The 23,532-nt window shown below is 49.2% G+C and carries 24 protein-coding genes; 8 read left to right on the top strand and 16 right to left on the bottom strand.

What is annotated here, in order from left to right:
- Window positions 1-114 precede the first annotated feature (114 nt).
- Together E1757_RS25880 and E1757_RS25875 are read right to left on the bottom strand one after the other, a co-directional pair.
- On the bottom strand, window positions 115-1,089 hold the full coding sequence (locus E1757_RS25880) for a carbohydrate kinase family protein (protein ID WP_133233631.1): 975 nt from the start codon (window positions 1,087-1,089) through the stop codon (window positions 115-117).
- A 64-nt stretch (window positions 1,090-1,153) separates the two neighbouring features.
- Window positions 1,154-1,708 carry a PadR family transcriptional regulator gene (locus E1757_RS25875; RefSeq protein WP_133233629.1) on the bottom strand — a complete coding sequence of 185 codons (555 nt, stop codon included), beginning with the start codon at window positions 1,706-1,708 and terminating at the stop codon, window positions 1,154-1,156.
- A gap of 237 nt (window positions 1,709-1,945) precedes the next feature.
- Between E1757_RS25875 and E1757_RS25870 the strand changes: the two genes are divergently transcribed.
- The gene (locus E1757_RS25870) at window positions 1,946-2,299 is read left to right on the top strand and encodes a DUF1904 family protein (RefSeq protein ID WP_133233627.1); all 354 of its coding nucleotides are present in this window, start codon (window positions 1,946-1,948) and stop codon (window positions 2,297-2,299) included.
- 254 nt (window positions 2,300-2,553) lie between these two features.
- On the opposite strand, the gene E1757_RS25865 is transcribed toward E1757_RS25870, so the two are convergent.
- The 11 genes from E1757_RS25865 to E1757_RS25815 all read right to left on the bottom strand — a co-directional run bounded on the left by E1757_RS25865 (window position 2,554) and on the right by E1757_RS25815 (window position 13,108).
- Window positions 2,554-3,318, bottom strand: coding sequence for an alpha/beta fold hydrolase (locus E1757_RS25865; RefSeq protein WP_246079502.1), 765 nt, complete (start codon window positions 3,316-3,318; stop codon window positions 2,554-2,556).
- A 237-nt stretch (window positions 3,319-3,555) separates the two neighbouring features.
- A complete protein-coding gene (locus E1757_RS25860; RefSeq protein ID WP_133233625.1) occupies window positions 3,556-3,918 on the bottom strand; it encodes a response regulator in 363 nt (120 codons plus the stop codon).
- Window positions 3,919-4,229: 311 nt separating this feature from the next.
- Window positions 4,230-5,060, bottom strand: coding sequence for a phosphoenolpyruvate hydrolase family protein (locus E1757_RS25855; RefSeq protein WP_133233623.1), 831 nt, complete (start codon window positions 5,058-5,060; stop codon window positions 4,230-4,232).
- Between the two features lie 50 nt (window positions 5,061-5,110).
- Window positions 5,111-6,340, bottom strand: coding sequence for a Tm-1-like ATP-binding domain-containing protein (locus E1757_RS25850; RefSeq protein WP_133233621.1), 1,230 nt, complete (start codon window positions 6,338-6,340; stop codon window positions 5,111-5,113).
- Between the two features lie 114 nt (window positions 6,341-6,454).
- Window positions 6,455-7,210, bottom strand: coding sequence for a sugar phosphate isomerase/epimerase family protein (locus tag E1757_RS25845; protein ID WP_133233619.1), 756 nt, complete (start codon window positions 7,208-7,210; stop codon window positions 6,455-6,457).
- Between the two features lie 95 nt (window positions 7,211-7,305).
- The gene (locus tag E1757_RS25840; RefSeq protein ID WP_133233617.1) at window positions 7,306-7,668 is read right to left on the bottom strand and encodes a cupin domain-containing protein; all 363 of its coding nucleotides are present in this window, start codon (window positions 7,666-7,668) and stop codon (window positions 7,306-7,308) included.
- Window positions 7,669-7,691: 23 nt separating this feature from the next.
- Window positions 7,692-9,203, bottom strand: coding sequence for an extracellular solute-binding protein (locus E1757_RS25835; RefSeq protein ID WP_133233615.1), 1,512 nt, complete (start codon window positions 9,201-9,203; stop codon window positions 7,692-7,694).
- 37 nt (window positions 9,204-9,240) lie between these two features.
- Window positions 9,241-10,122 carry a carbohydrate ABC transporter permease gene (locus E1757_RS25830; RefSeq protein WP_133233613.1) on the bottom strand — a complete coding sequence of 294 codons (882 nt, stop codon included), beginning with the start codon at window positions 10,120-10,122 and terminating at the stop codon, window positions 9,241-9,243.
- Window positions 10,122-11,078, bottom strand: a complete 957-nt coding sequence (locus E1757_RS25825; protein WP_133233611.1) for an ABC transporter permease — start codon at window positions 11,076-11,078, stop codon at window positions 10,122-10,124. The genes E1757_RS25830 and E1757_RS25825 overlap by 1 nt, the downstream gene beginning before the upstream one ends.
- A gap of 33 nt (window positions 11,079-11,111) precedes the next feature.
- Window positions 11,112-12,107, bottom strand: coding sequence for a Gfo/Idh/MocA family protein (locus E1757_RS25820; RefSeq protein WP_133233609.1), 996 nt, complete (start codon window positions 12,105-12,107; stop codon window positions 11,112-11,114).
- 443 nt (window positions 12,108-12,550) lie between these two features.
- Window positions 12,551-13,108 (bottom strand): helix-turn-helix domain-containing protein, encoded by a 558-nt coding sequence (locus tag E1757_RS25815; protein ID WP_246079499.1) that lies wholly within the window; start codon window positions 13,106-13,108, stop codon window positions 12,551-12,553.
- A gap of 265 nt (window positions 13,109-13,373) precedes the next feature.
- Here E1757_RS25815 and E1757_RS25810 point away from each other — a divergent pair, with 265 nt between their 5' ends.
- From E1757_RS25810 to E1757_RS25800, 3 genes are all read left to right on the top strand, one after another.
- The gene (locus E1757_RS25810) at window positions 13,374-14,177 is read left to right on the top strand and encodes an MBL fold metallo-hydrolase (RefSeq protein ID WP_133233607.1); all 804 of its coding nucleotides are present in this window, start codon (window positions 13,374-13,376) and stop codon (window positions 14,175-14,177) included.
- A gap of 317 nt (window positions 14,178-14,494) precedes the next feature.
- Window positions 14,495-15,115, top strand: a complete 621-nt coding sequence (yqeK, locus tag E1757_RS25805; RefSeq protein WP_246079497.1) for a bis(5'-nucleosyl)-tetraphosphatase (symmetrical) YqeK — start codon at window positions 14,495-14,497, stop codon at window positions 15,113-15,115.
- A gap of 83 nt (window positions 15,116-15,198) precedes the next feature.
- Window positions 15,199-15,576, top strand: a complete 378-nt coding sequence (locus E1757_RS25800) for a zinc ribbon domain-containing protein (protein WP_133233605.1) — start codon at window positions 15,199-15,201, stop codon at window positions 15,574-15,576.
- A 266-nt stretch (window positions 15,577-15,842) separates the two neighbouring features.
- Here E1757_RS25800 and E1757_RS25795 read toward each other — a convergent pair whose 3' ends face one another.
- The 3 genes from E1757_RS25795 to E1757_RS25785 are packed head-to-tail and all read right to left on the bottom strand — an operon-like array spanning window position 15,843 to window position 18,688.
- Complete coding sequence (locus E1757_RS25795; RefSeq protein ID WP_165972293.1) at window positions 15,843-16,859, bottom strand: MFS transporter; 1,017 nt, start codon at window positions 16,857-16,859, stop codon at window positions 15,843-15,845.
- Window positions 16,860-16,910: 51 nt separating this feature from the next.
- Window positions 16,911-17,741, bottom strand: a complete 831-nt coding sequence (locus E1757_RS25790) for a carbohydrate ABC transporter permease (RefSeq protein WP_133233601.1) — start codon at window positions 17,739-17,741, stop codon at window positions 16,911-16,913.
- Window positions 17,738-18,688, bottom strand: a complete 951-nt coding sequence (locus E1757_RS25785) for a carbohydrate ABC transporter permease (RefSeq protein WP_133233599.1) — start codon at window positions 18,686-18,688, stop codon at window positions 17,738-17,740. Before E1757_RS25785 ends, E1757_RS25790 begins: the two co-directional genes overlap by 4 nt.
- Before the next feature lie 256 nt (window positions 18,689-18,944).
- Here E1757_RS25785 and E1757_RS25780 point away from each other — a divergent pair, with 256 nt between their 5' ends.
- The 4 genes from E1757_RS25780 (at window position 18,945) to E1757_RS25765 (ending at window position 23,323) form a co-directional block, all read left to right on the top strand.
- Window positions 18,945-19,973, top strand: a complete 1,029-nt coding sequence (locus E1757_RS25780; protein ID WP_133233597.1) for a LacI family DNA-binding transcriptional regulator — start codon at window positions 18,945-18,947, stop codon at window positions 19,971-19,973.
- 39 nt (window positions 19,974-20,012) lie between these two features.
- Window positions 20,013-20,915 (top strand): sugar phosphate isomerase/epimerase family protein, encoded by a 903-nt coding sequence (locus E1757_RS25775; protein ID WP_133233595.1) that lies wholly within the window; start codon window positions 20,013-20,015, stop codon window positions 20,913-20,915.
- Between the two features lie 4 nt (window positions 20,916-20,919).
- Window positions 20,920-21,816 carry a sugar phosphate isomerase/epimerase family protein gene (locus tag E1757_RS25770; protein ID WP_133233593.1) on the top strand — a complete coding sequence of 299 codons (897 nt, stop codon included), beginning with the start codon at window positions 20,920-20,922 and terminating at the stop codon, window positions 21,814-21,816.
- Window positions 21,817-21,889: 73 nt separating this feature from the next.
- Window positions 21,890-23,323 (top strand): ABC transporter substrate-binding protein, encoded by a 1,434-nt coding sequence (locus E1757_RS25765; RefSeq protein WP_133233591.1) that lies wholly within the window; start codon window positions 21,890-21,892, stop codon window positions 23,321-23,323.
- Window positions 23,324-23,532 lie beyond the last annotated feature (209 nt).

The following is a 23,532-nucleotide window of genomic DNA, read 5'->3' as shown; positions in this document are numbered from 1 at the left end:
ATCAATTTGCGATCGTCCGATCGCAAGCGGATGAAAAATAAGACCAATGGCCGGAAGCAGCAGATACTGCATTCCAGGCATTTGGTCTTTTTGCAAGGCACGTGCTTTCGCGCTTTAAACCGATTCGATTTCGGCCAAGTCGGGCAATGCCTGAAGCACGCCCTTCCGGGTAGTCGTTATAGCGCCGACCTTATTGGCGAAGGAAAAAATATGCCGGACCGTCTCTTCATCCGTCAATTCGTCTTCGATCCGGTCCGCCTTAATTCCGCGTTCCACCAGCTGGAACAGCATTGCCCCGACAAAGCTGTCCCCCGCCCCCGTCTTATCGACGGCTTTCACGCGAATACCGGGGACCAATGTCATCGCCTTGCGCGTCACAACACAGCAGCCGTCCTCCCCGCGCGTCACGACCACCGCCTTGGCACCCGATTCGAGCAGCTGCTGCACGGCCTCCGCCGGCTCCAGGCCGGTCAAGGCGGCCGCTTCCGTCTCCGCCAGCTTCAGCACGTCGGCAAGTGCGGCATGCGCCGACACTTCCCGGCGCATCGCCTCCTGATCCAGCCATAAGGCCGGCTTCAAATTCGGAGCGAATGAAATAATTCCGCCGGCCGCCTTTACTCTGCGCGCCGCCTCCAGCGTCGCGGTTCGGCACGGCTCCGCAGCCAGCGATGCCGAGCCGAAGTGGAACACGGCCGCATCGTCAAGCCATGCGGCCTCCAGCTCCGCCGCTTCCAGCAGCATGTCCGCGCGGGGCTCGAAGCCGGACATGCCGTCCGGCTCCCCAGCGGCGCAGGGCGCCGCGGCTGCGACTGCGGTCGCCGCCGCTTCCGTCTCGGCGAGCGCCGTATCCACCCCCGCGTCGTCAAGCACGCCGCGCAAATAGCTGCCTTGCGCGTCGCAGCCGATCTTCCCGATAAACCGCGAAGCTCCTCCCAGCTTCGCTACCGCGGCGGCCACTTGCGCCGGCGATCCGCCCGCCGTCTGCTGGAACGATACTTCCTGCGGGGACAGCGAAGCATCTTCTTCCGGCACCAAATCAATGAACAATTCGCCTAAACAAACGATTTTTGCAGAAGCTCGTGCAAACATGCATGTCCTCCGTCACTAATATAGAATCACGCAAACCTTACGTTGTCTTTTCCTGTTACACTGATTATAGCATGGTAAAACCTTCCTGCCTAATCAGCAGATCCGTCACCCAATCGCACCAATCCAATTCGGCCTGCGCATTGCTTACCGCTCTTTGCAGCAAAATATAATTGCCGAATGACGGCGAACCGAAGCCCGGCTCCCCGGCCTCCTCTTGCTTCAAATCGTCCAGCAGCTGCTTGTATTTGCCCAGCCGGCCGGCGTACAGCTCGATGCGGCGTTGAATCAGGCTGCGGGCTGTATGCGGGTCCGTCAACGAAACGCAGTACGCTTTCAACAGCAGCTCGTCGCGCTTGACCGGCTCGTCCGTCTTTTCCGGAATCCATCGGCACAGCTTCGCTAGCCCCTGCTCCGTGATGGAATATATTTTTTTATCGGGCTTGTCCTTCTGCTCTACGGTGACGAACCGGACATAGCCCGCCTTCTCCAATTTGGCAAGAAGCGGATAAATCTGGCTGTGCTTCGCTCTCCAAAGCGGCTGAATTTGCTGCATGAGCTCATAGCCGGTACGCGGGCTGCCGGTCAGCATCGCGAGCAATCCATAGGATAGAGTATTCATAATACCTCCACCATTCGGTTATTGACATATGATTTGAACCATAGTACTATTTTGTCGAACCTAATTATATGTAAAAATGAACATATAATCAACCGGAATACTATCGTTCATCCGAACCGCTTTGTACGAACTTTGCCCGCAACATTGGCGATTCGCCGCCATTCCCTTGCTGCGGACAACCCGATGCGCGCCCACTGGCAGGAAGCGCATTTATCATCAATCAGGGAGACGGTCATCATGCCATACTTGCGATTTAAAGGCTTCACCGGCGATCTCCTCAGGTCGATTGCCCCCCGGGTGGTCGACGAGTTCGCCCAGCTTGTCGGAATTGCCAAGGAGAAGGTCAAGATCGAACAGCTGCTTACAGAGACGATTACCCAGGTGCCCTGCAGCGTGGAAATTTTGATGTTTCCGCGAAAGCAAGAGGTGCACGATGCCGTGGCCTCTGCGTTGAATAAGCTGCTATGCGAATGCGGCTATGATCAGGTACATATCTTCTACGTGCTGCTGAGCCCCTCACTCTATTATAAGAACGGGGAGCCGTTAGCCCCGGCCCAGCCCGTTCCCGGCACTGCCGAAGGCGTTACTTGAGCGGATTCCGCTCCCGACCTTTGCGCTTCTATCGGCGGCTCGCCCGGCGCGGGCGATTCGTTAACCCGGGGCATGACGGACCCCCATTCCAAAAAAAGCATGGAGACCTTCGTATTCAACCAAGGTCTCCATGCTTTTGTTTATCCGATTACGACTTTATCGGGTTAAGATACCACCTCTAAGGTGTGCCTTGAATCAGGTGGGGTAGAGTCCCCATCTGTTTCCCCGATGTTCAGCAAAGCTGAACGAGTTCACTATTTGGGAGAGCCGCCGCCCGGGGGTTCCAGGCGCTCAAGCCAGTTAACAATTAAGCTGACGGTTATCGAGAGCTGCTTTTCGGAGGGGATGGATGCGGGGTTATCGTTTTTTTGCTTGCCGTAGCTGCCGAACTGCGCATGGTTGCCGCCGGTAATTTCCGCATACTCCGTCTTGTCCGGCAAGAAGCGTTTTCCTTGCTCGAACGCATTCCCGTTCAATACGCCGTCCAACGTGCCGACGATCGACAGCACCGGCAGTGTCAGCCCGCGCAAGTTTCCTTTCCGGTCCGTATACGAAGCCAGTAAATAGACGCCCTTCAAATGCTCGGGATGCTTGACGGCATACCGCGCCGCCACGACGCCTCCGAGCGAATGGCCGCCGATAATAAAGTCACGCCCCGGCTCCGTCTCAATCACCCGGCTAGCCCGGTCCTCGCCGAAGATCGCCAGATTCAGCGGCATTTTGACAATCCATGCCCGGAGGCCCTCCTTGGCAAGCGATAGCGCCAGAGGCGCATAGCTCTCAGGCCTGACCAAGCCTCCGGGATAAAACAAAATATCCGGCTCCGCTTTCTTCCCTTTCCCCGGCTCGAATATGATCCATTCCTTGCTCTCCGTCACGGCGACCCCCTCGCCGCCTTTCATCGCCTCCAGCGCTGCCGCATCAGGCTTATACGGTTCCATCAATGCTTTGGCCACTGCGGATAAAGCAAGCACCGCCAGCAAAAGCAGCAATAAGATCAGATTCCGTCTCGTCCACAAGATGGCTCCTCCTCAACTCGCACCCCGGCAGGGCTCCTGCCCGCGCAAATATATCCGGTATTCCCTTCTGGTCATAGATATGCCCGGTTCCTGTTGAACGGTTTCATTTTTCATAGTCCGTACAATACAAGTATTCCTTATTATGACATGAAAAAACCGTCCACGCCGAGGAAATGCGGCCAAAAGGGAAGTGAAGAGCTGCCAGTGGGGCCTCGATTGCCGGTGTCGGACGGAGAATCAAGCCCCCAACACTTTATTAACCGATTCGATGACCCGGTCTTTTTGAAACGGTTTGACGATGAAGTCTTTCGCTCCGGCCGTAATGGCATCGACCACCATCGCCTTTTGACCCATCGCCGAGCACATAATGATCCTTGCCGCCGGATCCAGCCTGCGGATTTCCTTCACCGCCTCCACCCCGTCCATTTCAGGCATTGTAATATCCATTGTGACGAAATCGGGCTTGGTCGACAAATAAGCGGCCACCGCCTCTACCCCGTTCACCGCTTCGGCGACCACCTCGTGCCCCTCCTCCGTCAGCATGCTCTTCAGCATCATTCTCATGAAAGCCGCATCGTCCACAACCATAACTTTGGCCATCGTTCATTCCCCCATCTCTCAAATTGGAATCCTGACTTTAGACTCATTATGGCAAAAACGAATTGGATTCATTTTAGAATAAATCGAAACGGATATGAAATTTCTTAACATTTTGCTAACAAAGCCGCCGACCCCAGGGGCCGATCAGGATAAACGGCTTCGCCAATCTTAAGGGACGAGCGCGTTTGCCAAAGTTGTGCGAAGCCAAGTATACAAAACTTATACGTTCAAGTAAAAAAACAGCCCGCCCTCCACCGCGGCCTGTTAACAGGACTGCGTCGGGGCCGGCTGCTTCTTGTGCATCCGGAAGCTTATGAATTTGTTAAGGATTTAAACCTTTTTACCTGCTCCGTGATCGCGACCTCGGTCGGCAAGCGTTCCACGCTGGACGCCCCGAAAAATCCGGCGACGCCCTTGGTCCGTCTCAGCACATAGTCGACATCCTCCGGCTCCGAAATCGGACCGCCATGGCAAATGACGATAATGTCGGGATTGACGCTCTTGCCGGCATCATGAATGCGCTGCACAAGGTCGGCCGACTCATCCAGCGTCAATGCCGTCTTCGCCCCGATGCTGCCCTTCGTGGTCAGTCCGACATGTGCGACCAGCACGTCCGCTCCGGCCTGCGCCATGGCGATGGCATCCTCTTCATTGAACACATACGGCGTGGTCAGCAGATCCAGTTCATGCGCCTTGCGGATCATCTCCACTTCGAGATTGTAGCCCATTCCAGTTTCTTCCAGATTTTGCCGAAACGTGCCGTCGATGAGGCCGACGGTCGGGAAGTTTTGAACGCCGGAGAAGCCCATTTCTTTCAGCTGCTTCAAGTATACGTCCATCAACCGGAACGGGTCGGTGCCGCAAACGCCGGCCAATACGGGCGTATCGCGCACGATCGGCAGCACCTCTCCGCCCATGTCGACGACGATTTGGTTGGCGTCGCCGTACGGCATCAACCCGGCCAGCGAGCCTCGCCCCGCCATCCGGTATCTGCCGGAATTGTAAATAATGATCATATCGACGCCGCCCGTCTCGGCGCATTTTGCGGACAAGCCCGTCCCGGCGCCGGCGCCTACGATGAATCGGCCCTGCTCGATTTGAGAGCGAAGCCGGCTAATAATCTCTTGTCTTGCTATCGCCATAGTCAGTTTTTCTTCCTTTCGTTGTTGTTATTTCGCTTGCGCCGCTTGCGTCAAGCCTGCCGGACGCCGTCCATCAGACGAAGCAGATGGTCCGCAATCGTATCGGCGAAGACCGGATCGTTAATATCCGTATCCATCTCAAGCATCCGGATGTCCGACCGGAGATGCTGCTTGATGCCGTCGTATAAAGCCTGGCGCTCCACCTTGCCGTCGAACGCCTTGCCGTCCATATCCAATAAAGAGACGCCCGCTTTCGGAAATAGGACGACCGCCGGCGATGCGGCCGCATTCAGCTTGCCGGCCAGTATCCGGCCCAGCTCCCGGTTCTCCGCAACCGTCGTTCTCATCAAGGTGGTTGTCGGGTTATGCTGATAAAAGTTGCGGTCCTTAAACTGCGCCGGAACCGTCTCCGGCGGTCCGAAATTAACCATGTCGAGCGCGCCCACGGAGACGACCTGCGGAACGCCGACCGAGCCGGCCGCCTCCAGCCGGTTCGGCCCGGCGGTGAAGATGCCGCCGACCAGCTCGTCGGCCAGCTCCGTCGTCGTAATGTCGGCGACGCCCTTGATGTAGCCGGCCTTGATCAGCTCCTCCATCGCCAGACCGCCGGTGCCGGTGGCATGGAAGACGAGCAGATCGTACCCTTTCTCCTCCAGCCTCTCCCGGACGCGTGTCGCGCACGGAGTCGTTACGCCGAACATCGTAATGCCGAGCGTTACTTTGTCGTCCGCAGCTTCCTCCTCCAGCTCCTGCTGCCGGATCATGCCGGCCAGCGCATAGGCCGCGTTGCTCAGGATGCGGCGCGACAGCCGGTTGATACCCGCGATATCGACGACCGAATACATCATCATAATGTCCTTAACGCCCACATAAGGTCTTGTATTGCCTGAGGCCACGGTCGAAACGAGCAGCTTCGGAACTCCGATGGGCAGCGCTTGCATCGCCGAAGCGGCAACCGTCGTTCCGGCCGTGCCGCCCATGCCGAACATGCCGCCTACGATGCCGCGCGCCTCCAGACCGGCGATCAGCCCGGCAGCCCCGCGCGTCATGACGGCGACCGCCGTTCCCCGGTCGTTAAGCCTGCGCAGCTCCTCAATGCTCGATCCCCCAGCACGCGCCACCTCGTCCGCAGCGACATCCGGCTGGAATACCGGGTCCCCCAGCACGCCGGTGTCGATAACGAACGTCTCGACGCCGCATGCTTCCAGCGTGTCCCGGACAAACCGGTATTCCTGCCCTTTGGTGTCCATAGCTCCGATCAATACGGCCTTCTTCCCCATAAACATCAACCCCTTCAAGGTTCTGTTCATTCATTCGGTCCAATCATTCAGCCGGTTTCTTTCTTAACCGTTCATCCGTTCGCCAACCCGTGCTTCACTCCAGCCGCCGTTCGCTTACTTCAGCCCGCTGCGCATAAATGCATAGCAAGCCTTCATCCCTTCGACCACCTCGCCGCCGCTTTCCTCGTCCGCCGACATCCAGCCGTTATAGCCGATAGCCTGGATCGCGCCGAAGATCGGCTTGAAATCAATGGCTCCCTGCCCGAGCACCCGCCAGTCGCCTTGCTCGAAATCTTTCATATGAAAGTTATCGATCACAGTACCGAAGCTGCGGATCACTTCGGCGACGTCATCGATGCCGGACTTCACGAGATGCGCGGTGTCGACCGTCAAGCCGACCGACCGATCGGCGATTCTGTCGAAGAACAGGTCGAAATCGTCGCGATGCATGACCGGGTTGTTATAGTGATGATGCAGCGACAGCTTGACTCCGTGCTGCTGCGAGGCTTCGCGCCCCAGCTCCGACAGTACGTCCGCATACCGGCGAATGTCGTCCGACGTCACTTCCGCCCGCGGAATTCCGTGGCAGTAGACGATCAGCTCCGTGCCGATCCCCGCCGCAAACCGGAACACGCTGCGAAGCTGCTCGATGCCGCTTTCGTCCAGCCGGCCGCCGGCAATTAGCCCCGACCCAAGCCCCGGCGCATCGCCCCACGCTTCCTTGAAGCCCGCCGGATCCGCGATATATGGGGCGTATTGCGCCCCCTTCAGCTGCAAGCCCTCATAACCGGTTGCCCTGTACTGCCGAAACAGCAGAGCCTGCTCCTCCGCCGTGGAGGTAGGTCTTGAAAATGCCAGCTTTATGCTCATAGCAAGTCTCCTCTTAACATATATATCTTGCAAATCGTTTCATAGAACTACGAAAACGGAATCCTTGGAGATTGTCGATGAACTGTAGGCTCTCCTTATTCCCCGATCGTCTGCCGATCCGGCGCCGAATAGGCGATAATCATCCGGCATGGCTCCCAGCTCGTCGTTGTCGCATTGTGAGGCACATTGCGCGGAATACGCAACATCATGCCGGGCTCGAGATGGAACGTCTCGTCACCCAACGTATGGTCGCACTCCCCGGACAGTACGAAAATAATTTCCTCACAATTCGGATGCACGTGTCTCGGATTGGCTTGGCCTGCGTTGATATACACCATACCGAAGGTCATCTCGCTCGCCGCATCGATATCCTGCCCGCAGAGCCATTGGATTTTGCCCCAATTCTCATTCAACACGCGCTGCTTGTCTTGCTTTCTCAAATCAGTAATGGTAGCCATACACTCATTCTCCTTTTTCGGGTTTACTTAGCTGCCAGACGTTCTTTATAGGCTGCGTTCATTTCCTGGATAATTTTTTGATAGTTGGCGTCCTGCTTCAGATCGGCAACCATTTTATCCCATGCCTCGATACCGGCCTTGCCCATAATAATTTGCGTTTTCAAATCGGCGAGCTTCTTGTTGTAATCGGCCCCGAGCTTGTTGTTCGTTTCCGAAACGAGCCCGATTTCTGGCCGTGGTACGCTGATTTTCGCTTTGGCGTCGATAATTTTTTTGTTCTTCTCAAAAATTTCCTTCGGCATGCCCGGCGCATAAGCGTACATATAAGGATCGTGCTTCATGAACAGCTTGCCGAACGACCCGGTTCCCAGATTGTCTTTAACCGCCTGCTCGTTCGTGACGAAGAAGCCGTCTTCCTTCTTGTAGTGCACGCCTTCGATGCCGTATTGCGACAAGGTGCTGCCTTCCTCCGAAGCGCCGTAGTCAAGCAGCGACAAAATTTTGCGCATTTTCGCCTCCGGGACGCTCTTCGGTATCGCAAAGACGCCGATGAAACCGCTGTTCTGCTGCTGAAACGGCCCTGCGCCTGCGGCCAAGGAGACGATCGGCTCCCAGTTCACCTTCGAATCGCGCTTCCATTGATCGTACGTCCACCGCCACATCGCTTCGATCGTCTCGGTCGTTATGCCCACTCTCCCGCTTGTCGCCAGATCGACCCATTCCTCATTTTTCATGACGGAATAATCGGGCGGAATGAGCTGCTCGTCGAACAGCTTCTTCCTGTACAAAATGGACTCTCTCATTTCAGGCATGAAATTGATGTCGACCAAACCGCCGTCCTTCACCTTCCATTTGCTGCTCGCGCCCGTATAAATGAATTCAATCTGGTCGTTCGTACGCATCGTGTAGCCGAAAGTACCCTTTTTACCGTCAGGCTCCTTCTCCTTGAACACCTTCATGACCTGGTACAGTTCATCCAAGGTCGTCGGCATTTTCAGACCCAGCTTATCGATCCAATCTTTGCGAATGAAAAATGTAGTTCCGCCCTCAATCGGACGCACAATGGGCACGACATAGTTTTTGCCGTTAATTTTCGAGTTGTCCCACATGCTCTTCGGCGAGTCCATCAAGTTTTTGTAATCCTTCAAGTACGGCGACAGATCCCAGAACGCGCCCTGCTTCACCATCGTCAAAAACTGCGGAACGGTCGTGTCCGGCAGCCGGATCATGTCCGGCAGGTCGCCCGAGGCGAGCAATACGTTGAGCTTATCGTTAAACACGGTGTCGGATACCCACGTAATGTTCAGCTTCGTATTCGTCCGTTTCTCGAATTCCTTCGTTACCGGATTATCCGGCGAAGGCGGCTGGGCAATCGAGAAGTTGCTGAAAATATTCAGGGTGACCGGCCCCTCCTTTTTTCCTCCGTCGTCCGATTTAGCCGTCCCGCCGCCTCCTCCGCCGGAGCACGCCGCCGTCAGCACCGCCAAAGCGGATAATGCGACCGCAAGCGCGCGTTTGTTTGAAGCTTTTTTCATATTTGACCCTCCCCATAATATAAAAACTGAGATTAAATCAGCCCTTGACGGAGCCGAGCATGACACCTTTGGCAAAATGCTTTTGCAAAAACGGGTATACGACCAGAATAGGAAGCGTTGCGATGACGACAGCCGCCATTTTGATCGTTTGCTTCGGAAGCTGGTTTTCCGATACCATCTCGGCCGCACTCGCCCCGCCTGTCGACGTTTCGGAATCGATCAGCATCGTACGGAGTACAACCTGCAGAGGCACCTTCGTATAGTCGTTGATGAACAAAATCGCATTAAAGAACGTGTTCCAATAGCCTACCGCATAAAACAGCCCGAACGCCGCCATAGCCGGCGCGGACAGAGGCAGCACAATCCGGAAAAACGTGCCGAGGTCATTGCAGCCGTCGATCATCGCGGCATCCTCCAGCTCGACGGGAATGCTGTCAAAAAAGCTTTTCATCAAAATCACGTTCCATCCGCTGACCAGCACCGGAATGATGAGCGACCAGACGCTGTTGATCATCCCCAGATCGCGAACGATCAAGTAGTTCGGAATAATGCCCGCATTGAACAAGATCGTCAGCAAAATCATCATCATCATGATTTTCCGGCCTCTCAGCCTTTTCCGGGAAATCCCGAACGCCATGGCGGCCGTGAAAATCAAGCTCAGCCCGGTCCCGACCGTCGCCAGAAATACGCTGACGAGCGTCGCGTTCTTAAACGTATCGGTGTCCAGCAAGTACCGGTACGAGCCTAACGACCATGTTTGCGGAAACAGGACAAAGCCGTTTTTTTGCAAAAATTCATGCGGATCGGTGAACGATACGATAAATACATAGTACAGCGGAAACAAGGTAACGAGTCCTACGACAACGAGCAGTGCCGCGTTAATGACATTAAATATGCGCCCACCCAGGCTTACATGCATTAGTAGACTCCCTCCTCGCCAAGCCGTTTGGCCAGCTTGTTCGCGAAAACAACGAGTATAAGGCCTACCACGGATTTGAACAGGCCGACGGCCGTGCTGTAGCTGAACTGCCCGCTCTGAATCCCGTTGCGGTATACATACGTTTCAAACACGTCGGCATATTTGGCTACCGCCCCGTTGCTCATCAGAAATACTTGCTCGAAGCCGACATCCATAATATGGCCGAGCCGCAAAATGAGCAGCACCAGAATGACGCTCCGGATGCCCGGCAGCGTGACATGCCATGCCTGCAGCCACCGGTTGGCCCCGTCCATTTTGGCCGCCTCGTAAAGCTGAGGATCGACGGCCGTAATCGCAGCCAAAATGATGATCGTCCCCCAGCCCGTCTCCTTCCAAATGTTTTGCGCCACGAGCAGTCCCCAGAACGTATCGGTGTTCGTCAGAAAATCGTACTTCGGAAAGCCCAGCGACACCATCATCATATTGATGACGCCGGAGGACTGGGACAAGAGCAGGAACGAAATGCCGACAATAATAACCCATGACAAAAAATGCGGCAAATAGACGATCGATTGAATAAGCCTTTTGAACACCTGATTGTTGACTTCGTTCAGCAGCAGCGAAAGCACGATCGGGAGCGGAAAGAAAAACACCAGATTCAACAAGCTGATCATCATCGTATTGCGAAATAGCAAATAAAAATCGGGATTCGAAAAAAAACGGATAAAATGCTCCAGGCCAACCCATTCGCTGCTCCAAATACCGGCATACGGGGAATACTCCTGAAAAGCGATAATGATCCCCCACATAGGCACATATTTAAAAACAATGAAAAAGATAATTCCGGGTATGACAAGCAAGTAAAGGTATTTGTCGCGCCGCAGATCGGATAATAGCGCGTTCCGCTTCTTTTTCTCCGCCGTGGCCGATTGTAAAGCAGTCGATTGTGTATCCATACGCACTACCTTCCACTTCAATCTTATTTGATGTTACACCTGGACGCCCTGCTTCAAGTAGACGGCGCGCTGCTCCTCCGCGGAAACGTAAGCCGCATCGAGAATAGCGATCGTTTTCAGGTTGTCTCTCGAGCTGTTGGGCGCTTCGCTTCCCGTTTCGAGGGAGGTCAACAGATGGTTCAAGCCTTCGTATGTAGCGATTTCTCTCGATATTTTGTTGTCCCATGTTTGCGACGGCGTTTTCTCGCCTTTACGGTAAAGCTCGGCTTTGCCGTGATTGGCGACGATCGTTCCCGTCTCTCCGATGACGATCAAGTCGGTCTTGTTGAAGGTGGAGGAGAAGCTTTGGACGTACGTGACGACCGTATCGTTCTCAAACACGACCTGTACGGTGGCGTCGGTTTCGCCTGCGCAGTTGACGGCGGACGAAGAACGGTTCTGGCATACGACGGATACCGCCTCGGAGCCGAGAATTTGCCTGAACCCGTCAAACCAGTGGATCCCCATCACGGACAGCGCATTCCGTTCGCATTCCAGCCGCCAGCCTACATCCTGCCTGAAAAAGATATTTGTGAATATCATCGAGGTTACGTTGCCGATCGTACCTTCGGCCACTTTTTGCTTGATCAGATCGAACGGGAAATGGCGCCTGAAGTTTTGGTTGACCGATATCGGCACGCCGCGCTGTTTCGCTTTCTCGGTAATTTCCGTCGCCTCGGCCAATGTGTCGGAGAACGGTTTTTCAACGAACACCGGAATGCCTGCCTCAATAAGCGGGAATACGATTTCCTTGCGGATGGATGTCGGCGTGCACACAACCGCCACATCGATGCCGCTGTTTTGAATAAACTCGCGCAAATCCGTAAACCGCTGCGGAACGCCGTATTTGTCCGCCTTCGCATGAAGCGCTTCAGGATTCGGATCGCATAAGGCCGTGATCTCGATCCGTTCCGGATGTTCTTTGTAGCCTACAAAATGCAATTCCGTAACGCCGCCTGCGCCTACGATACCTACTTTGAACGTTTTCATTTTTTGTTCTCCACCTTTTAAAATTATTAATAAGTTCAATAATTGAAATAAAAGCTAAGTGTAAGCGTTTTCTTTTTGGCCGTGCTTGAATACCAGCTGCTCATCAGCATGCAGCGTTTCATTAGCGGAATGTCGTCCTTCCTGACGCCTGCTGCTCAAGCCGCCCTTGCAGGCTGCCGGATTGCACGTCTGTAGTCGCTGTGAATCCCTCCTTTTTTCAAATTCAATCTGCAGGAGTCTCTTCAATTTCATTTCAACCGTTTTACATCTTCTTAAACCCTTTTTACATTTACTTAACCATGTTGTACTTTATTCAACTATGTTGACTTGCATTCATTGTACACCAGCTTTTTTTATATTGCAATCGCTTTCTACAAAAAAAAACAAAGGTTTCGCAGGATGTCCCGCTTTCCCCTTGTTTTCGCCATCGATGACTCTCCCGCCTATTCCTCGCTCGCTTTCGATTGGGTAAATACAGCCACATACTTGACCTCATCGGTAATCGGGATTAACGTATGCTTTTCGATGGAATCGAAATAAAGGCTGTCGCCCGGCTTCAGCGTATATTCCGAGCTGCCTACCTTGTACCGCATCTCGCCCTCCAAAATATAAATGAATTCTTCCCCGTTGTGGCTGTACACATTTTTGCTGTCATGCTCTTTTTTTCGCGAAATAAACAAAAACGGCTGCATCAGCTTCTCGCTCCGCTCGACGGCAAAGGTGAAAAACGAATAGCCCTTCTCCGTTTTGACCATTTTGGAAGTGCTCGTCTCCTTATCCGTAAAAATCGTACCCGAACGCTGCTGGTCGTCGAGCAGGATCGAAACCTTCGTACCCAGCGCATCGGCAATTTTCATCAACGTAGAGATGGGCGGCACGGTTTTGCCGTTTTCGATTTTGGACAGCAAGCTTTTCGAAAAGCCGCAGGCATTGGCTATATCCATTAAGTTTCGGTTTTGCTCGGTACGCAGCTTTTTAATCTTATTCCCCAGATCCATCATCGCTCTAGTCTCCTAATTTAATTTTATTCAACAATGTTTATCATAACTATACAATGTGGAACCCGTCAAGAACTATGTTCTTCCTGTTCTTCCGGCTCAAGCGCCGCTATCTTCCGTACCCGCGCGAAGCTCCCAGCTCACGGTGAGGCGTTGCATGACGGCGGTCGACCCAATACCGCTTTTTGCTGCGGGGCGGCTTGTTGGCTCCCTTCATTCCTGTTATGCTTGTAGTACGCATCTCATCTTGCTGACGGAGCGCCATATAATGACGAATACAGACTGTTTAACCTTTTGGGGTACCGGCGATTCGATGGGGGTTCCCAGGGTGTATTGCTCTTGCGAAGTATGTAATGAAGCCCGAACAACCGGCCGGAACCGCCGTTTACGCTCGTCCGCGCTGCTGGAGACGGACGCAGGCGAGCTGCTGATCGACTGCGGGCCGGAATGGCGGACGCAGATGGAACGACTGGGCAAGAAGTCCATCGGGCATGTGCTGATTACGCATGCCCATTTCGACCATATCGCCGGCCTGCCGGAGTGGGCCGACGCCTGCCGCTGGCTGCGCGAGCAAGGGCATGTGTATGCGCCCTCCGACGTGCTGCTGACGCTGCGCCGGCAATTTCCGTGGCTGGAAAATCAGCTGGCCTATCACGATTGCAGCGGCGGAATGGAATGGGGACGCTGGTCCATCCGGCCATGGAAAGTATGCCACGGCAAGAACGGCTATTCGTACGCGTATCGATTCGACAAGCGGGCTGCCGGTCCTGCGGCCGACTGCTGCAGTTGGGCTTACTGCCCGGATGCCATCAACCTCAGCGAGGAGCAGAAGGTTCCGCTGCGCGGCTTGCGGCTGCTTGTGCTCGGCACGAATTTCTACGAGGAGCACGCTGACAAGGAAGGCCGCTCGGTGTACGATATGGTCGAAGCCCTGGGGCTGCTGGCAGAAGTACAGCCGCAGAGGACGGTGTTCACCCATATGTCCCACGGCGTCGACGTCAGAGTCGGCTACCCGCTTCCCACCGCCGTAACATTGGCGGAAACAGGCATGAAGCTTACATTGGAATCATGAGGCGATCTTGTCCGCGGCGCACTTGATTCAAGCCCCTGCCCCGCTCGACCAGCCCGCAGACGCATGGCGAGCAGCGCATCGGCGTCGCCTCATCTGCAGCGCTTCATGGCATTGCACCGGTGCCGCCTCATCTACAACGCTCCACGGTGGGCAATGCACAATATTACCCGCGGCGGCGAAGGATCATGGTCCCTGCTCCGCTTCATCACTTTTCTTCGCTTTCGTCCCTGCCGCTAATCTCTACCGTCTCCCAACTGCCACAATCGTCAGCCTGTCCTGCACACATCCATCTTACTCCCTGGAAAGAGGTGAACGTCTTGTACCCCTTGCTGCAAAATATGAAAGAAAGCATGTCGTTCTCAGGCAATCTGGAACAGGATACGAGCCGCTTCCTGCGTCTCCATCATTGCCCGCATACCGCCGGGCACTGCCTCAAAGTCGGCTATGAAGCGGAACGACTGGCCGCCCGCTTTGGCGGTGATCCGGACAGCGCACGGGCGGCAGGCTTTTTGCATGACATCAGCACAATCATCCCCAACCAGGACAGAATCCGCGCCGCCTGGGAGCTCAATATCGACGTTCTTCCCGAGGAAGCAGCATTCCCGATGATTATTCACCAGAAGCTTTCGCGGACAATCGCCCGCGACGTATTCGGTATAGAGAACATCGCGGTGCTCGATGCGATCGAATGCCACACAACCTTGAAAGCGTCCAGCACCGTGCTCGACCGGATCGTATTTATAGCGGACAAGATCGAATGGGATCAAGCCGGCCGCCCTCTTTACTTAACCGAGCTGCTCGAGCAGTTGGACGTCTCGCTGGAGCATGGAGTTTTCGTTTACATCGATTATTTGTGGAGCCGTCGCGAACAGCTGAAGGTCGTACACCCTTGGCTTGCCGAGGCCCATGCCGAGCTGTCGGTCATGCTCGGGGTGTGACTCCGGTAACGGAGCCGCATCATGTTCGTATTTCGGAAAAGATGGGTAATGAGTATAAGTTCCACTTCGGGGAGGAAATGACGATGGCCACGATCGTACTGCATAAACCAACCGGCAGACGCTATGTCCTGATCGGGACTGGTTTCCTCGTTCACCGGTCGGGACGGCAGGGAGGGAATCCGTCCCCTTGGGAGGATCCAACGGAAATTCCGGCAGCGGCGGTCAGCGATTCCCACGGTAGGATCGTCTGGCTGCCTACAGAAGAGCTGCAGGTCATAGAGGTCGACGGCAAACGAATCGGCAGCTACTTTACCGGAGGACGAGGCCGCCTGCGGGCAGCGGCGGCGAACGCCTCCGTTATTCCGGAGGAGCGGTGCCCCGCCTGCCAATTCCGGATTGCCGCGAACACGAAAGAATGTCCTTCCTGCGGCCTGACGCTGATAAGCGAGGAACCGATCTAACATAACGGTCCGAAAGGATCCCGGCCAGGTCATCAAATAGCGCCATTAACTCTTCAGAAATGGAAATCAGGATCTTAGCAATTCGTATCTACTTGGAGTTGCTTTGGAACTTCTCATTTAGTTTCTTTAGAAATGGATGATGATGTACGACATAATAAATAGCACTACAGGTTAAGCCAACGATTCCTGCAACAAGATACATTTCTTTATAGCTTGTCATACTTGCAATCCATCCAAGTACAAATGCCCCAATACCAAAGCCTAAATCAAAAAATAAAAAAAAGGTTGATGTAGCAACGCTCTTGGGCAACTGATTGAATAACTAATATCTGAAAGCATGGAAATAGCGCTCCATAACCTAACCCAATAATCGCTGCTGAAAGTAATACCATAAATCCTGTTTCTGATTGACTTAGCAGTATCACTCCGATTGCGAAGCTGATTATCCCTGGATACACAATATAATGTTCTCGAAAATTATCCAAAATCATACCGACAAGTGGTCTTGAAACAATAATAATAAGAGCAAAAACAACAAAAAATGGACCCGATAAATGGCCTAAATTTATTTCTTTTGTATAAGTAAAGATAAACGAGGTTAACGAGCTGTAGGAAAATGACAGAACGAATCCTGCGAGTGAAATTGGAATCGCTTTTTTCTCTAATAAATGACCCCAAGACACTTTTTCATTCGTTACAAGTTTTACAGATGCTTGTTGTGAGTGCCTGACAAATAGTAAGCATATAACGGCTAGACCCGATAAAATTAAGCTAACGGTAAAAAGAGCATGACCGTTACGATTTTCATTTATCAAATAGGCTCCACTTGCTGGGCCGATGACCATGGCAATACTCATGAACATACTAAAGTACCCAATGCCTTCTCCTTTTCGAGATTCAGGAATCAGATCTGTAGCTAAGGCACTTGTAGCAGTTGCAGCGACCGCAAAGCTACCGCCATGTATCAAGCGTATAGAGAGTAAAAATACAATACCATAAACGCCTAAATAAATCGTTACAGCCAGAAAACATAATATTAATGAAAAGATAGCAGTAAGTTTCATTCCAAAACGTTCGATCCATCGGCCGGAAAATAACCGAAAAGCGACAACACCCACCGACCATAGAGTAATGACTAAGCCCATTTGCCGGTCACTGACGTGAAAGGCTTCTTTGACAAAAGCCGGGAATGTGGTGTTGAACATATAAACAGTTACATATATAAAAAAGCTGCTAAGGCAAATGGCTATGAAGCTTTTTGTCCAAATTTTACTTCCATACACATATGTCATCTCTCTTTTTAGTCTGGATTAGTCAGCAAAGAACGGCGCCAGTTAACCTTTAACGGAGCCGTTAAACATACCGCCGATGATATTGCGTTGAAAAAACATAAAAAAGATAATAGAAGGGATCAGGATAATGGTGATTCCCGCGAATACAAGCGCATAGTTGCTACCTTCATGCGCAGATAATAAGGTTATTCCAACCTGCACCGTTCTCATTTCTTCTTTAGTCGTTACAAGCAGCGGCCATAAATAGCTATTCCATACATTTACGAAGGAGGATAGCCCTAATGAAGTAATGATAGGAACAGATACAGGCATACAAATCTTTGCATAAAATCTGAAATCACCGCAGCCATCCAAGAAAGCAGCTTCTCTTAACGTTCCGGATATGCTCTTAAAACTTTGTCTAAACATAAATACTTGTGTAGCACTGACAAAGGATACAATCATGATTCCTAAATACGTATTTAAAAGATGCAATTTACTAACCGTAATAAAATTCGAAATTAGTAATGCTTCAGAGGGGATCATCATCGTTCCAAGAATGAAGATAAAAATGAATGTACGACCTGGAAAATTTAAAAATGCTAATGCATAGGCTGCTAAAGTCGATAATATTAAGCGGACTGCGGTAATTGTTATTGCAATCATAAATGAGTTCAACATGAATCTAGGAATCATAGTATGAAATAGGACTTCTTTAAAATTTTCCAGATAAGCAAAACTATTTGGTAATATTGTTGGTGGATAAGCGCCGAATTCCCCTTCGGTTTTAAACCCCGCGAAGATTGCATAAAACAGTGGAAATGCAACTAGTAATCCAAGAATTATACTTAATATTGTACTTAGATAGGTTCTCCACGATCGCTGTAAACTCATTCGTAAACAACCCCTCTTTTCTCATATAAGAAGTTAACAAGTAAAAATACTAGTGTAAGCAAAAATGCAATAATACTCGCTGTACTGCCAACCGTATAGTTCAGACTACGGAATCCCGTTGTGTATACATAATAAATGAGTGTAGAGGTTTTACCAAGCGGATCTCCATGGGTAAGGATCATGACAGGCGCTATGGTTGTTAATCCTACAATAATCTGTGTACAAGTGACAAAAAACAAGGTTGGACTGATCATGGGGATCGTTATTTTTAACGTTTTTGTCCAATAGCCAGCACCATCGATAACTGCCGATTCACTTAAATCCTGCGGAACATTACGAACGGCAGCAAGCAATAACATAAAGTCAAATCCCATCAAAGTCCAAACGGAAACCATGACCAGCGATGGAAGTGCCCATGTAGCATCACCTAGCCAATTGATATCTGTTGAATTGCTCATGAATCCCAATAAACTCAAAATATAATTTAGCAACCCATTGCGAGTCAGCATATTTTCAAATATTAAACAAGTAGCCGCCATGGATACTGCCATTGGAATGGAGTACAGAAGTTGATAGACGCTAGAAAATGGTTTTTTCCGGGAAGCAATTAACGCTAATAATAAGGGACAAATAATAGCAAGTGGAACATACATAGCAGTAAATTTTAAAGTAACGAGAACCGAATTTATAAAATCTTTCCGACCGAAAATGTTAATGTAATTTTGCAATCCGACAAAATCTACAATCTCACCTCGTGAATTAACTTTAGAAAGACTGTAAATAAAAGTCCGAATAAACGGGAAATAATCAAATGCTAATATAAATGGGATGATTGGAGCTAAAAATAAATAGGCTTTAAAGGTCTGAATTCTTTTTCTTCGTTTTGATAGCCGCGTAAGTGACGGCAATACATTTGTCTTCTTAGCAGCGCTTGTAAAAATCGCCATAAAAAAATTTCCCCCAGCTAGTTATTGACTTAGTAATCACTATAAAATCGGAACGTTCCAGTTTTAGAGCGATTAGGTATGTGATAAACCCCGCTTCGATGGAGTTCATGTTACATTATGCTTTTAACGAGTGTCAACGGATTAATAAACACTTAATATTTATTAGAGTTTTACAATATCTTAAATTGAATATTTCATCATCTTACCTTACGATAGGGATAGTTTTTTGGAACGTTCCAATAAAAGGAGCATGTTGATGAACGTAACTATTTTGGATATTGCAAAGGCTGCCGGTGTCTCCAAAAGTACAGTTTCATTAGTCATTAATGAGAGTGATAAAGTGAAATTAGAAACGAGACATAAAGTGTGGCAAACGATTAATAAGCTGGGCTATGTTCCCAATATGGCAGCACGGGCGTTGACAACAAGCCAAACGAAAACGTTCGGGCTGATCTTTTTGACTTCAGACGAGACATCTCTGCCTTATGTACTGGACTCTGTGCCTGAAACATTGCTTTATGATGTTACATACGGAATCAATGCTTGTTTAAAAAATACGGATTACAGTTTGCTTACTGAACGGTTTTCAGTATCGGGTCAAGCAAAACTGCCTGATTTAATTAAAAATAAACGAGTAGACGGTGTATTTTTAATTGGTGGATTGTATGACGATGCATTTATTAATCTTGTCCTTGAACAAGGAATTCATGTTGTCATTATTGGACGTAGACATGAGGGCGTTGATTCTGTTTCAGTTAACGCCAATAAGGTTGGTTATTTAGGAGCTAAATATTTGTTGGAACTAGGACATCGGCAAATCGCATTTATAAGCGGGCCTGCTTATAGTTCGATTTCGCAAGAGAAACAAAATGGTTTTGCAGCAGCTGTTGCAGAAAAAGGCGTAAATATGGAGCAAATTTATTTCATACATTCGCCGTATACAGGGATGGGGGGATATCAAGCTCTGAAGCAATTGTGGAATGAGGGAGTTAGACCAACTGCAATTTTTGGCGGAAGTGACGGGATTACCGCAGGAATGATTCGATTTTTATACGAACAAGAAATTTCTGTACCGAAAGATGTTTCCATCATTAGTTATGAAGAGTCGGTGCTTTCAACACACGCTCCATTTTCTTTAACCGTCATCGATGGACATAAGATGCAGCTGGGTGAAATGGCGTGCATGACGATGATTAATCGTATCAAAAAGCAAAATGCACAAGAGGTAACCTTAATTATCGAACCATCCATGATCATACGTGGGTCGGTTAAAGTAATGGGGTGAAGACAATATTGCATTTATAAAAATCGTGGAGGCGATAATATGAGATTAGCGACTATGACAACCCTATTTCGAGAAAAAAGAGGCACTGATGATCACATTAGCTATATTGAATCGATCCAAAGATGCAAAGAAACAGGCTTCTCTGTGCTAGATTTCAATATGTGTGCAATGATTCATAACAAAACCGAATTAAATGGCCCTAATTGGGAAGCAGAGCTTGAAAAAATTAAAATCGCCGCACAACATTATGGTGTTGAATTCTCGCAATCTCATTTACCCTATTTACCTGGCAATAAGCCATATCCTGCCGGTTCTGAGGAAGAAACCTTTTTTGATGAAATCACTCGGCGCTCTCTAGTTGCTAGTCATGTGCTAGGTGTGAAAGCTGCTGTTGTTCATCCATTAACGGAGCAAGTGGTTGAAGAGCATAGCGAAGAAGCAAACTTAAAACTCAACCATCAATTCTACGATTCTATTGTCGAAGAAGCTGCAAAATTGAATGTAAATATTGCATTTGAAAATATGGCGGATTTGAATAATAAACGACGTTTTGGTTCAATCGCAGAGGAGCTTATTACTTTAGTTGATTCCTTTAACGATCCACACGTTGGTATTTGTTGGGATATTGGTCATGGAAACCGCGTATATAAAAACCAGGTTCGTCCAATTCGGCTTCTAGGCGATAAGATTATTGCCCTTCATGTCGATGATAATCATGGTACGACAGATGATCATTTATTACCTTTCTTAGGTAATATCGATTGGGAAACGATTATGCCGTTGCTTACAGAGATCGGGTATAAAGGTGATTTCGTTTATGAAATTAAAACGAACAATTACATGCCGGATGAACTTAAAAATTTGACTGCTAGATTTTGCTATGAAGTAGGAGAATATCTACTTGCTCTAGCTAGTTTACCTAAATCCGGAAAGGTAAAGTAGTCTCATGCGATTAGTGACATCTACAAATTTGTTTGGAAAAGGCCGCGTCGGACGTATGCATACACCGTATATCGAATCTGTGAGACGTTGCAGACAGGCCGGATTTGAATGTTTAGATTTTAGTTTTGTCGAGTTTTTCTTTACCCGAACTGAACTATGGGAAGATGATTGGCAAAATGAATTATATAATATCCGTAATGAAGCGGAACGACTTGGTGTTACGTTCTCACAATCACATTTACCGTATAATCCAGGATATATGCCAACTTGGAAAAATGAAGATCAGCGACTTTTGTACGAAAAACACTTGGAACGAAGTGTGCTTGCCAGCAGCATGCTGGGTGTTTCATGGGCTGTTGTTCATCCGTTTACCCAATGTGAGGAAACGGAATATGACGAGGAAGCAAGTATAGCATTTAATCAACAATTTTACGCCGATGCTATTGAACTAGCGCTTAAAAAAGGTGTTGGGTTTGCTTTTGAAAATATGATTGAATATCCTCAACACCGTAAATTTTCTGCCCGTGCCGAAGAATTAGTAGAATTAGTAGATTCCTTCAACGATAAGCGAATTGGTGTATGTTGGGATTTTGGTCATGGACATCGTATGTATCGGGATTTATCTCGTCCGGTAAAAGTTTTAGGAAGTCGCTTAGTTGCACTTCATGTTAATGATAATACGGCAATATCTGACCAACATTTTGTACCCTTTATGGGTACTGTCAACTGGGAAGAAGCGATAGATGCACTGTGGGACATAGGATACACGGGTGATTTTACTTATGAAATTTATGGATTAACGAAGCAAATGCCTGAAGCATTAAAAGATTCAGCGGCTCGGTATGCCTATCAAATCGGCCGGTATTGTGTGGATCGATTTCATGCCAATGCTGCTGAATAATCATCAGGCTCAACCTGATAAGGTCAGTAAATTCAATGAACAATTCATCTATTATCGAGGAGTGTAAGTGGACATGAGCAAATGGTTGACTAAATTTTCGGGTATCGTACTCTGTATCTCTCTAATAGCGGGATGTTCGTCAGGCGCAGCTACAAATTCAACAAGCGCCATTTCTAAGGAAGAACAAGCCACTTCTGTCGTTCCAACGGATGGAAACTTATTGCCAAATAAACCGACTGAAGTTATCTTCTGGCATTCTATGACCGGTACAGCCGCACAAAAGATTGAGCAAACTGCAAAACAATATAATGAAACAGTGGGTAAAGAAAAAGGAATTACAATTGCTCCTATTTTTCAAGGTGCTTACGATGAAGCAGCCACGAAATTAGCGGCTATTCTGCAATCTGATTCTCAGAAAGATTTGCCGGATATTATGCAACTAAGCTCTAAAGGGATTTTTGATGTGAAAAATTCAAAATATATTGTACCTGTCCAAGATTTTGTCAAGCAAGATGCTAAAGGGATTAACCTGGATGATTTGAATCAAAATGCTATGCAGTATGCAATGTATAATAATAAAATGCTTGGCCTGCCATTTTCTAACTCATCGATCATGATGTATTATAATAAAGATCACTTCAAAGAAGCGGGCTTAGATCCAAATTCGCCGCCGAAAACAGTTGAAGAGTTAGCGAAAGCAGTAAAAGCACTTTCTGTCACTAAAGATAATAAAATTACTCGTTACGGCATCGGTATTCAATTGCGTTTCTTCCTGCTGGGAACATGGATTCCTATGCAAGGCCAGAACAAGTATATTTTCAATAATGAAGATGGACATTTAGATACGCCAACCAAGATTTCGATGACTACTGATGGTACACTCCAAACATTGTTAACAGAATGGAAAAAAGTTCTTGACACTGGTGGCGTAGAATACACGGATGCTTCTCCGATGAAAGGATTCCAATCCGGGTTGTATTCCATTATGCCAGCATCCACTTCATCTATGGGTAATGTAAAACAAAACATCATTGATGCCGGATTATTTGATGTAGGGGTAGCAGAATTGCCTCGTGTCAATAAAGACAGCACTAATGGTACGGGTATTGGTGGATCAGCCGTTTATTTATTTGATCGCAACAACAAAGATTCCCTTCTCGGTGCCTGGGATTATTTGAAATATTTAGCTACACCTGAAATATCTGCAGACTGGTTTATGAGCACTGGTTACTATCCAATGAATTCCCATGCAATGGAACTAGAAAAAACTAAACAATTTTTAGAAAAGAATCCGCATTATAAAATTATCCAAACTATTGCAGATCATTCTAAAAATTACACGAAATATTTAGAACCATGGGTACCTTCATTCACTGATATGGACAAAATTATCCAAGATGAAATTATTAGATATAGCAATGGCAGCCAGGATATGCAAAAGACAATTTCTAATATTGAAGCTTCATCGAATCAATTACTCCAAGATTGGCATAATGCTAATCCGTAAGGCTGAACTACTAAGATCGCTGCTGATGCAGCCTCTTTTTTTTGACTTCGCCATTTATTACTACAGTCAATCAAATGGGAAACTTTAAATTCTTCATTAAATAAACTTATTGGGCAGAAGGGCAAATCGGGCATCCTGGCGAGACAATCCAGCCGCGCGGCGTTTCCAGCCGACTCGTACGGCACGATGGATAAACCATTCAAATGGAT

The sequence above is a fragment of the Paenibacillus piri genome (assembly GCF_004354045.1).
In the GTDB taxonomy this organism is placed as follows: domain Bacteria; phylum Bacillota; class Bacilli; order Paenibacillales; family NBRC-103111; genus Paenibacillus_S; species Paenibacillus_S piri.
The sequence above is the reverse complement of the archived record's forward strand: the minus strand, read 5'-3'. Positions and strand labels throughout refer to the sequence as shown.

Coding starts and splice junctions, on each gene's coding strand:
- E1757_RS25775 (WP_133233595.1), top strand. CDS start 20,013: ATGAGATTAGCGACTATGACAACCCTATTTCGAGAAAAAAGAGGCACT.
- E1757_RS25820 (WP_133233609.1), bottom strand. CDS start 12,107: ATGAAAACGTTCAAAGTAGGTATCGTAGGCGCAGGCGGCGTTACGGAA.
- E1757_RS25880 (WP_133233631.1), bottom strand. CDS start 1,089: ATGTTTGCACGAGCTTCTGCAAAAATCGTTTGTTTAGGCGAATTGTTC.
- E1757_RS25870 (WP_133233627.1), top strand. CDS start 1,946: ATGCCATACTTGCGATTTAAAGGCTTCACCGGCGATCTCCTCAGGTCG.
- E1757_RS25850 (WP_133233621.1), bottom strand. CDS start 6,340: ATGGGGAAGAAGGCCGTATTGATCGGAGCTATGGACACCAAAGGGCAG.
- E1757_RS25790 (WP_133233601.1), bottom strand. CDS start 17,741: ATGAGTTTACAGCGATCGTGGAGAACCTATCTAAGTACAATATTAAGT.
- E1757_RS25785 (WP_133233599.1), bottom strand. CDS start 18,688: ATGGCGATTTTTACAAGCGCTGCTAAGAAGACAAATGTATTGCCGTCA.
- E1757_RS25815 (WP_246079499.1), bottom strand. CDS start 13,108: ATGATGGATCTGGGGAATAAGATTAAAAAGCTGCGTACCGAGCAAAAC.
- E1757_RS25810 (WP_133233607.1), top strand. CDS start 13,374: ATGACGAATACAGACTGTTTAACCTTTTGGGGTACCGGCGATTCGATG.
- E1757_RS25875 (WP_133233629.1), bottom strand. CDS start 1,708: ATGAATACTCTATCCTATGGATTGCTCGCGATGCTGACCGGCAGCCCG.
- E1757_RS25780 (WP_133233597.1), top strand. CDS start 18,945: ATGAACGTAACTATTTTGGATATTGCAAAGGCTGCCGGTGTCTCCAAA.
- E1757_RS25830 (WP_133233613.1), bottom strand. CDS start 10,122: ATGCATGTAAGCCTGGGTGGGCGCATATTTAATGTCATTAACGCGGCA.
- E1757_RS25800 (WP_133233605.1), top strand. CDS start 15,199: ATGGCCACGATCGTACTGCATAAACCAACCGGCAGACGCTATGTCCTG.
- E1757_RS25835 (WP_133233615.1), bottom strand. CDS start 9,203: ATGAAAAAAGCTTCAAACAAACGCGCGCTTGCGGTCGCATTATCCGCT.
- E1757_RS25840 (WP_133233617.1), bottom strand. CDS start 7,668: ATGGCTACCATTACTGATTTGAGAAAGCAAGACAAGCAGCGCGTGTTG.
- E1757_RS25765 (WP_133233591.1), top strand. CDS start 21,890: ATGAGCAAATGGTTGACTAAATTTTCGGGTATCGTACTCTGTATCTCT.
- E1757_RS25855 (WP_133233623.1), bottom strand. CDS start 5,060: ATGGCGATAGCAAGACAAGAGATTATTAGCCGGCTTCGCTCTCAAATC.
- E1757_RS25770 (WP_133233593.1), top strand. CDS start 20,920: ATGCGATTAGTGACATCTACAAATTTGTTTGGAAAAGGCCGCGTCGGA.
- E1757_RS25860 (WP_133233625.1), bottom strand. CDS start 3,918: ATGGCCAAAGTTATGGTTGTGGACGATGCGGCTTTCATGAGAATGATG.
- E1757_RS25825 (WP_133233611.1), bottom strand. CDS start 11,078: ATGGATACACAATCGACTGCTTTACAATCGGCCACGGCGGAGAAAAAG.
- E1757_RS25845 (WP_133233619.1), bottom strand. CDS start 7,210: ATGAGCATAAAGCTGGCATTTTCAAGACCTACCTCCACGGCGGAGGAG.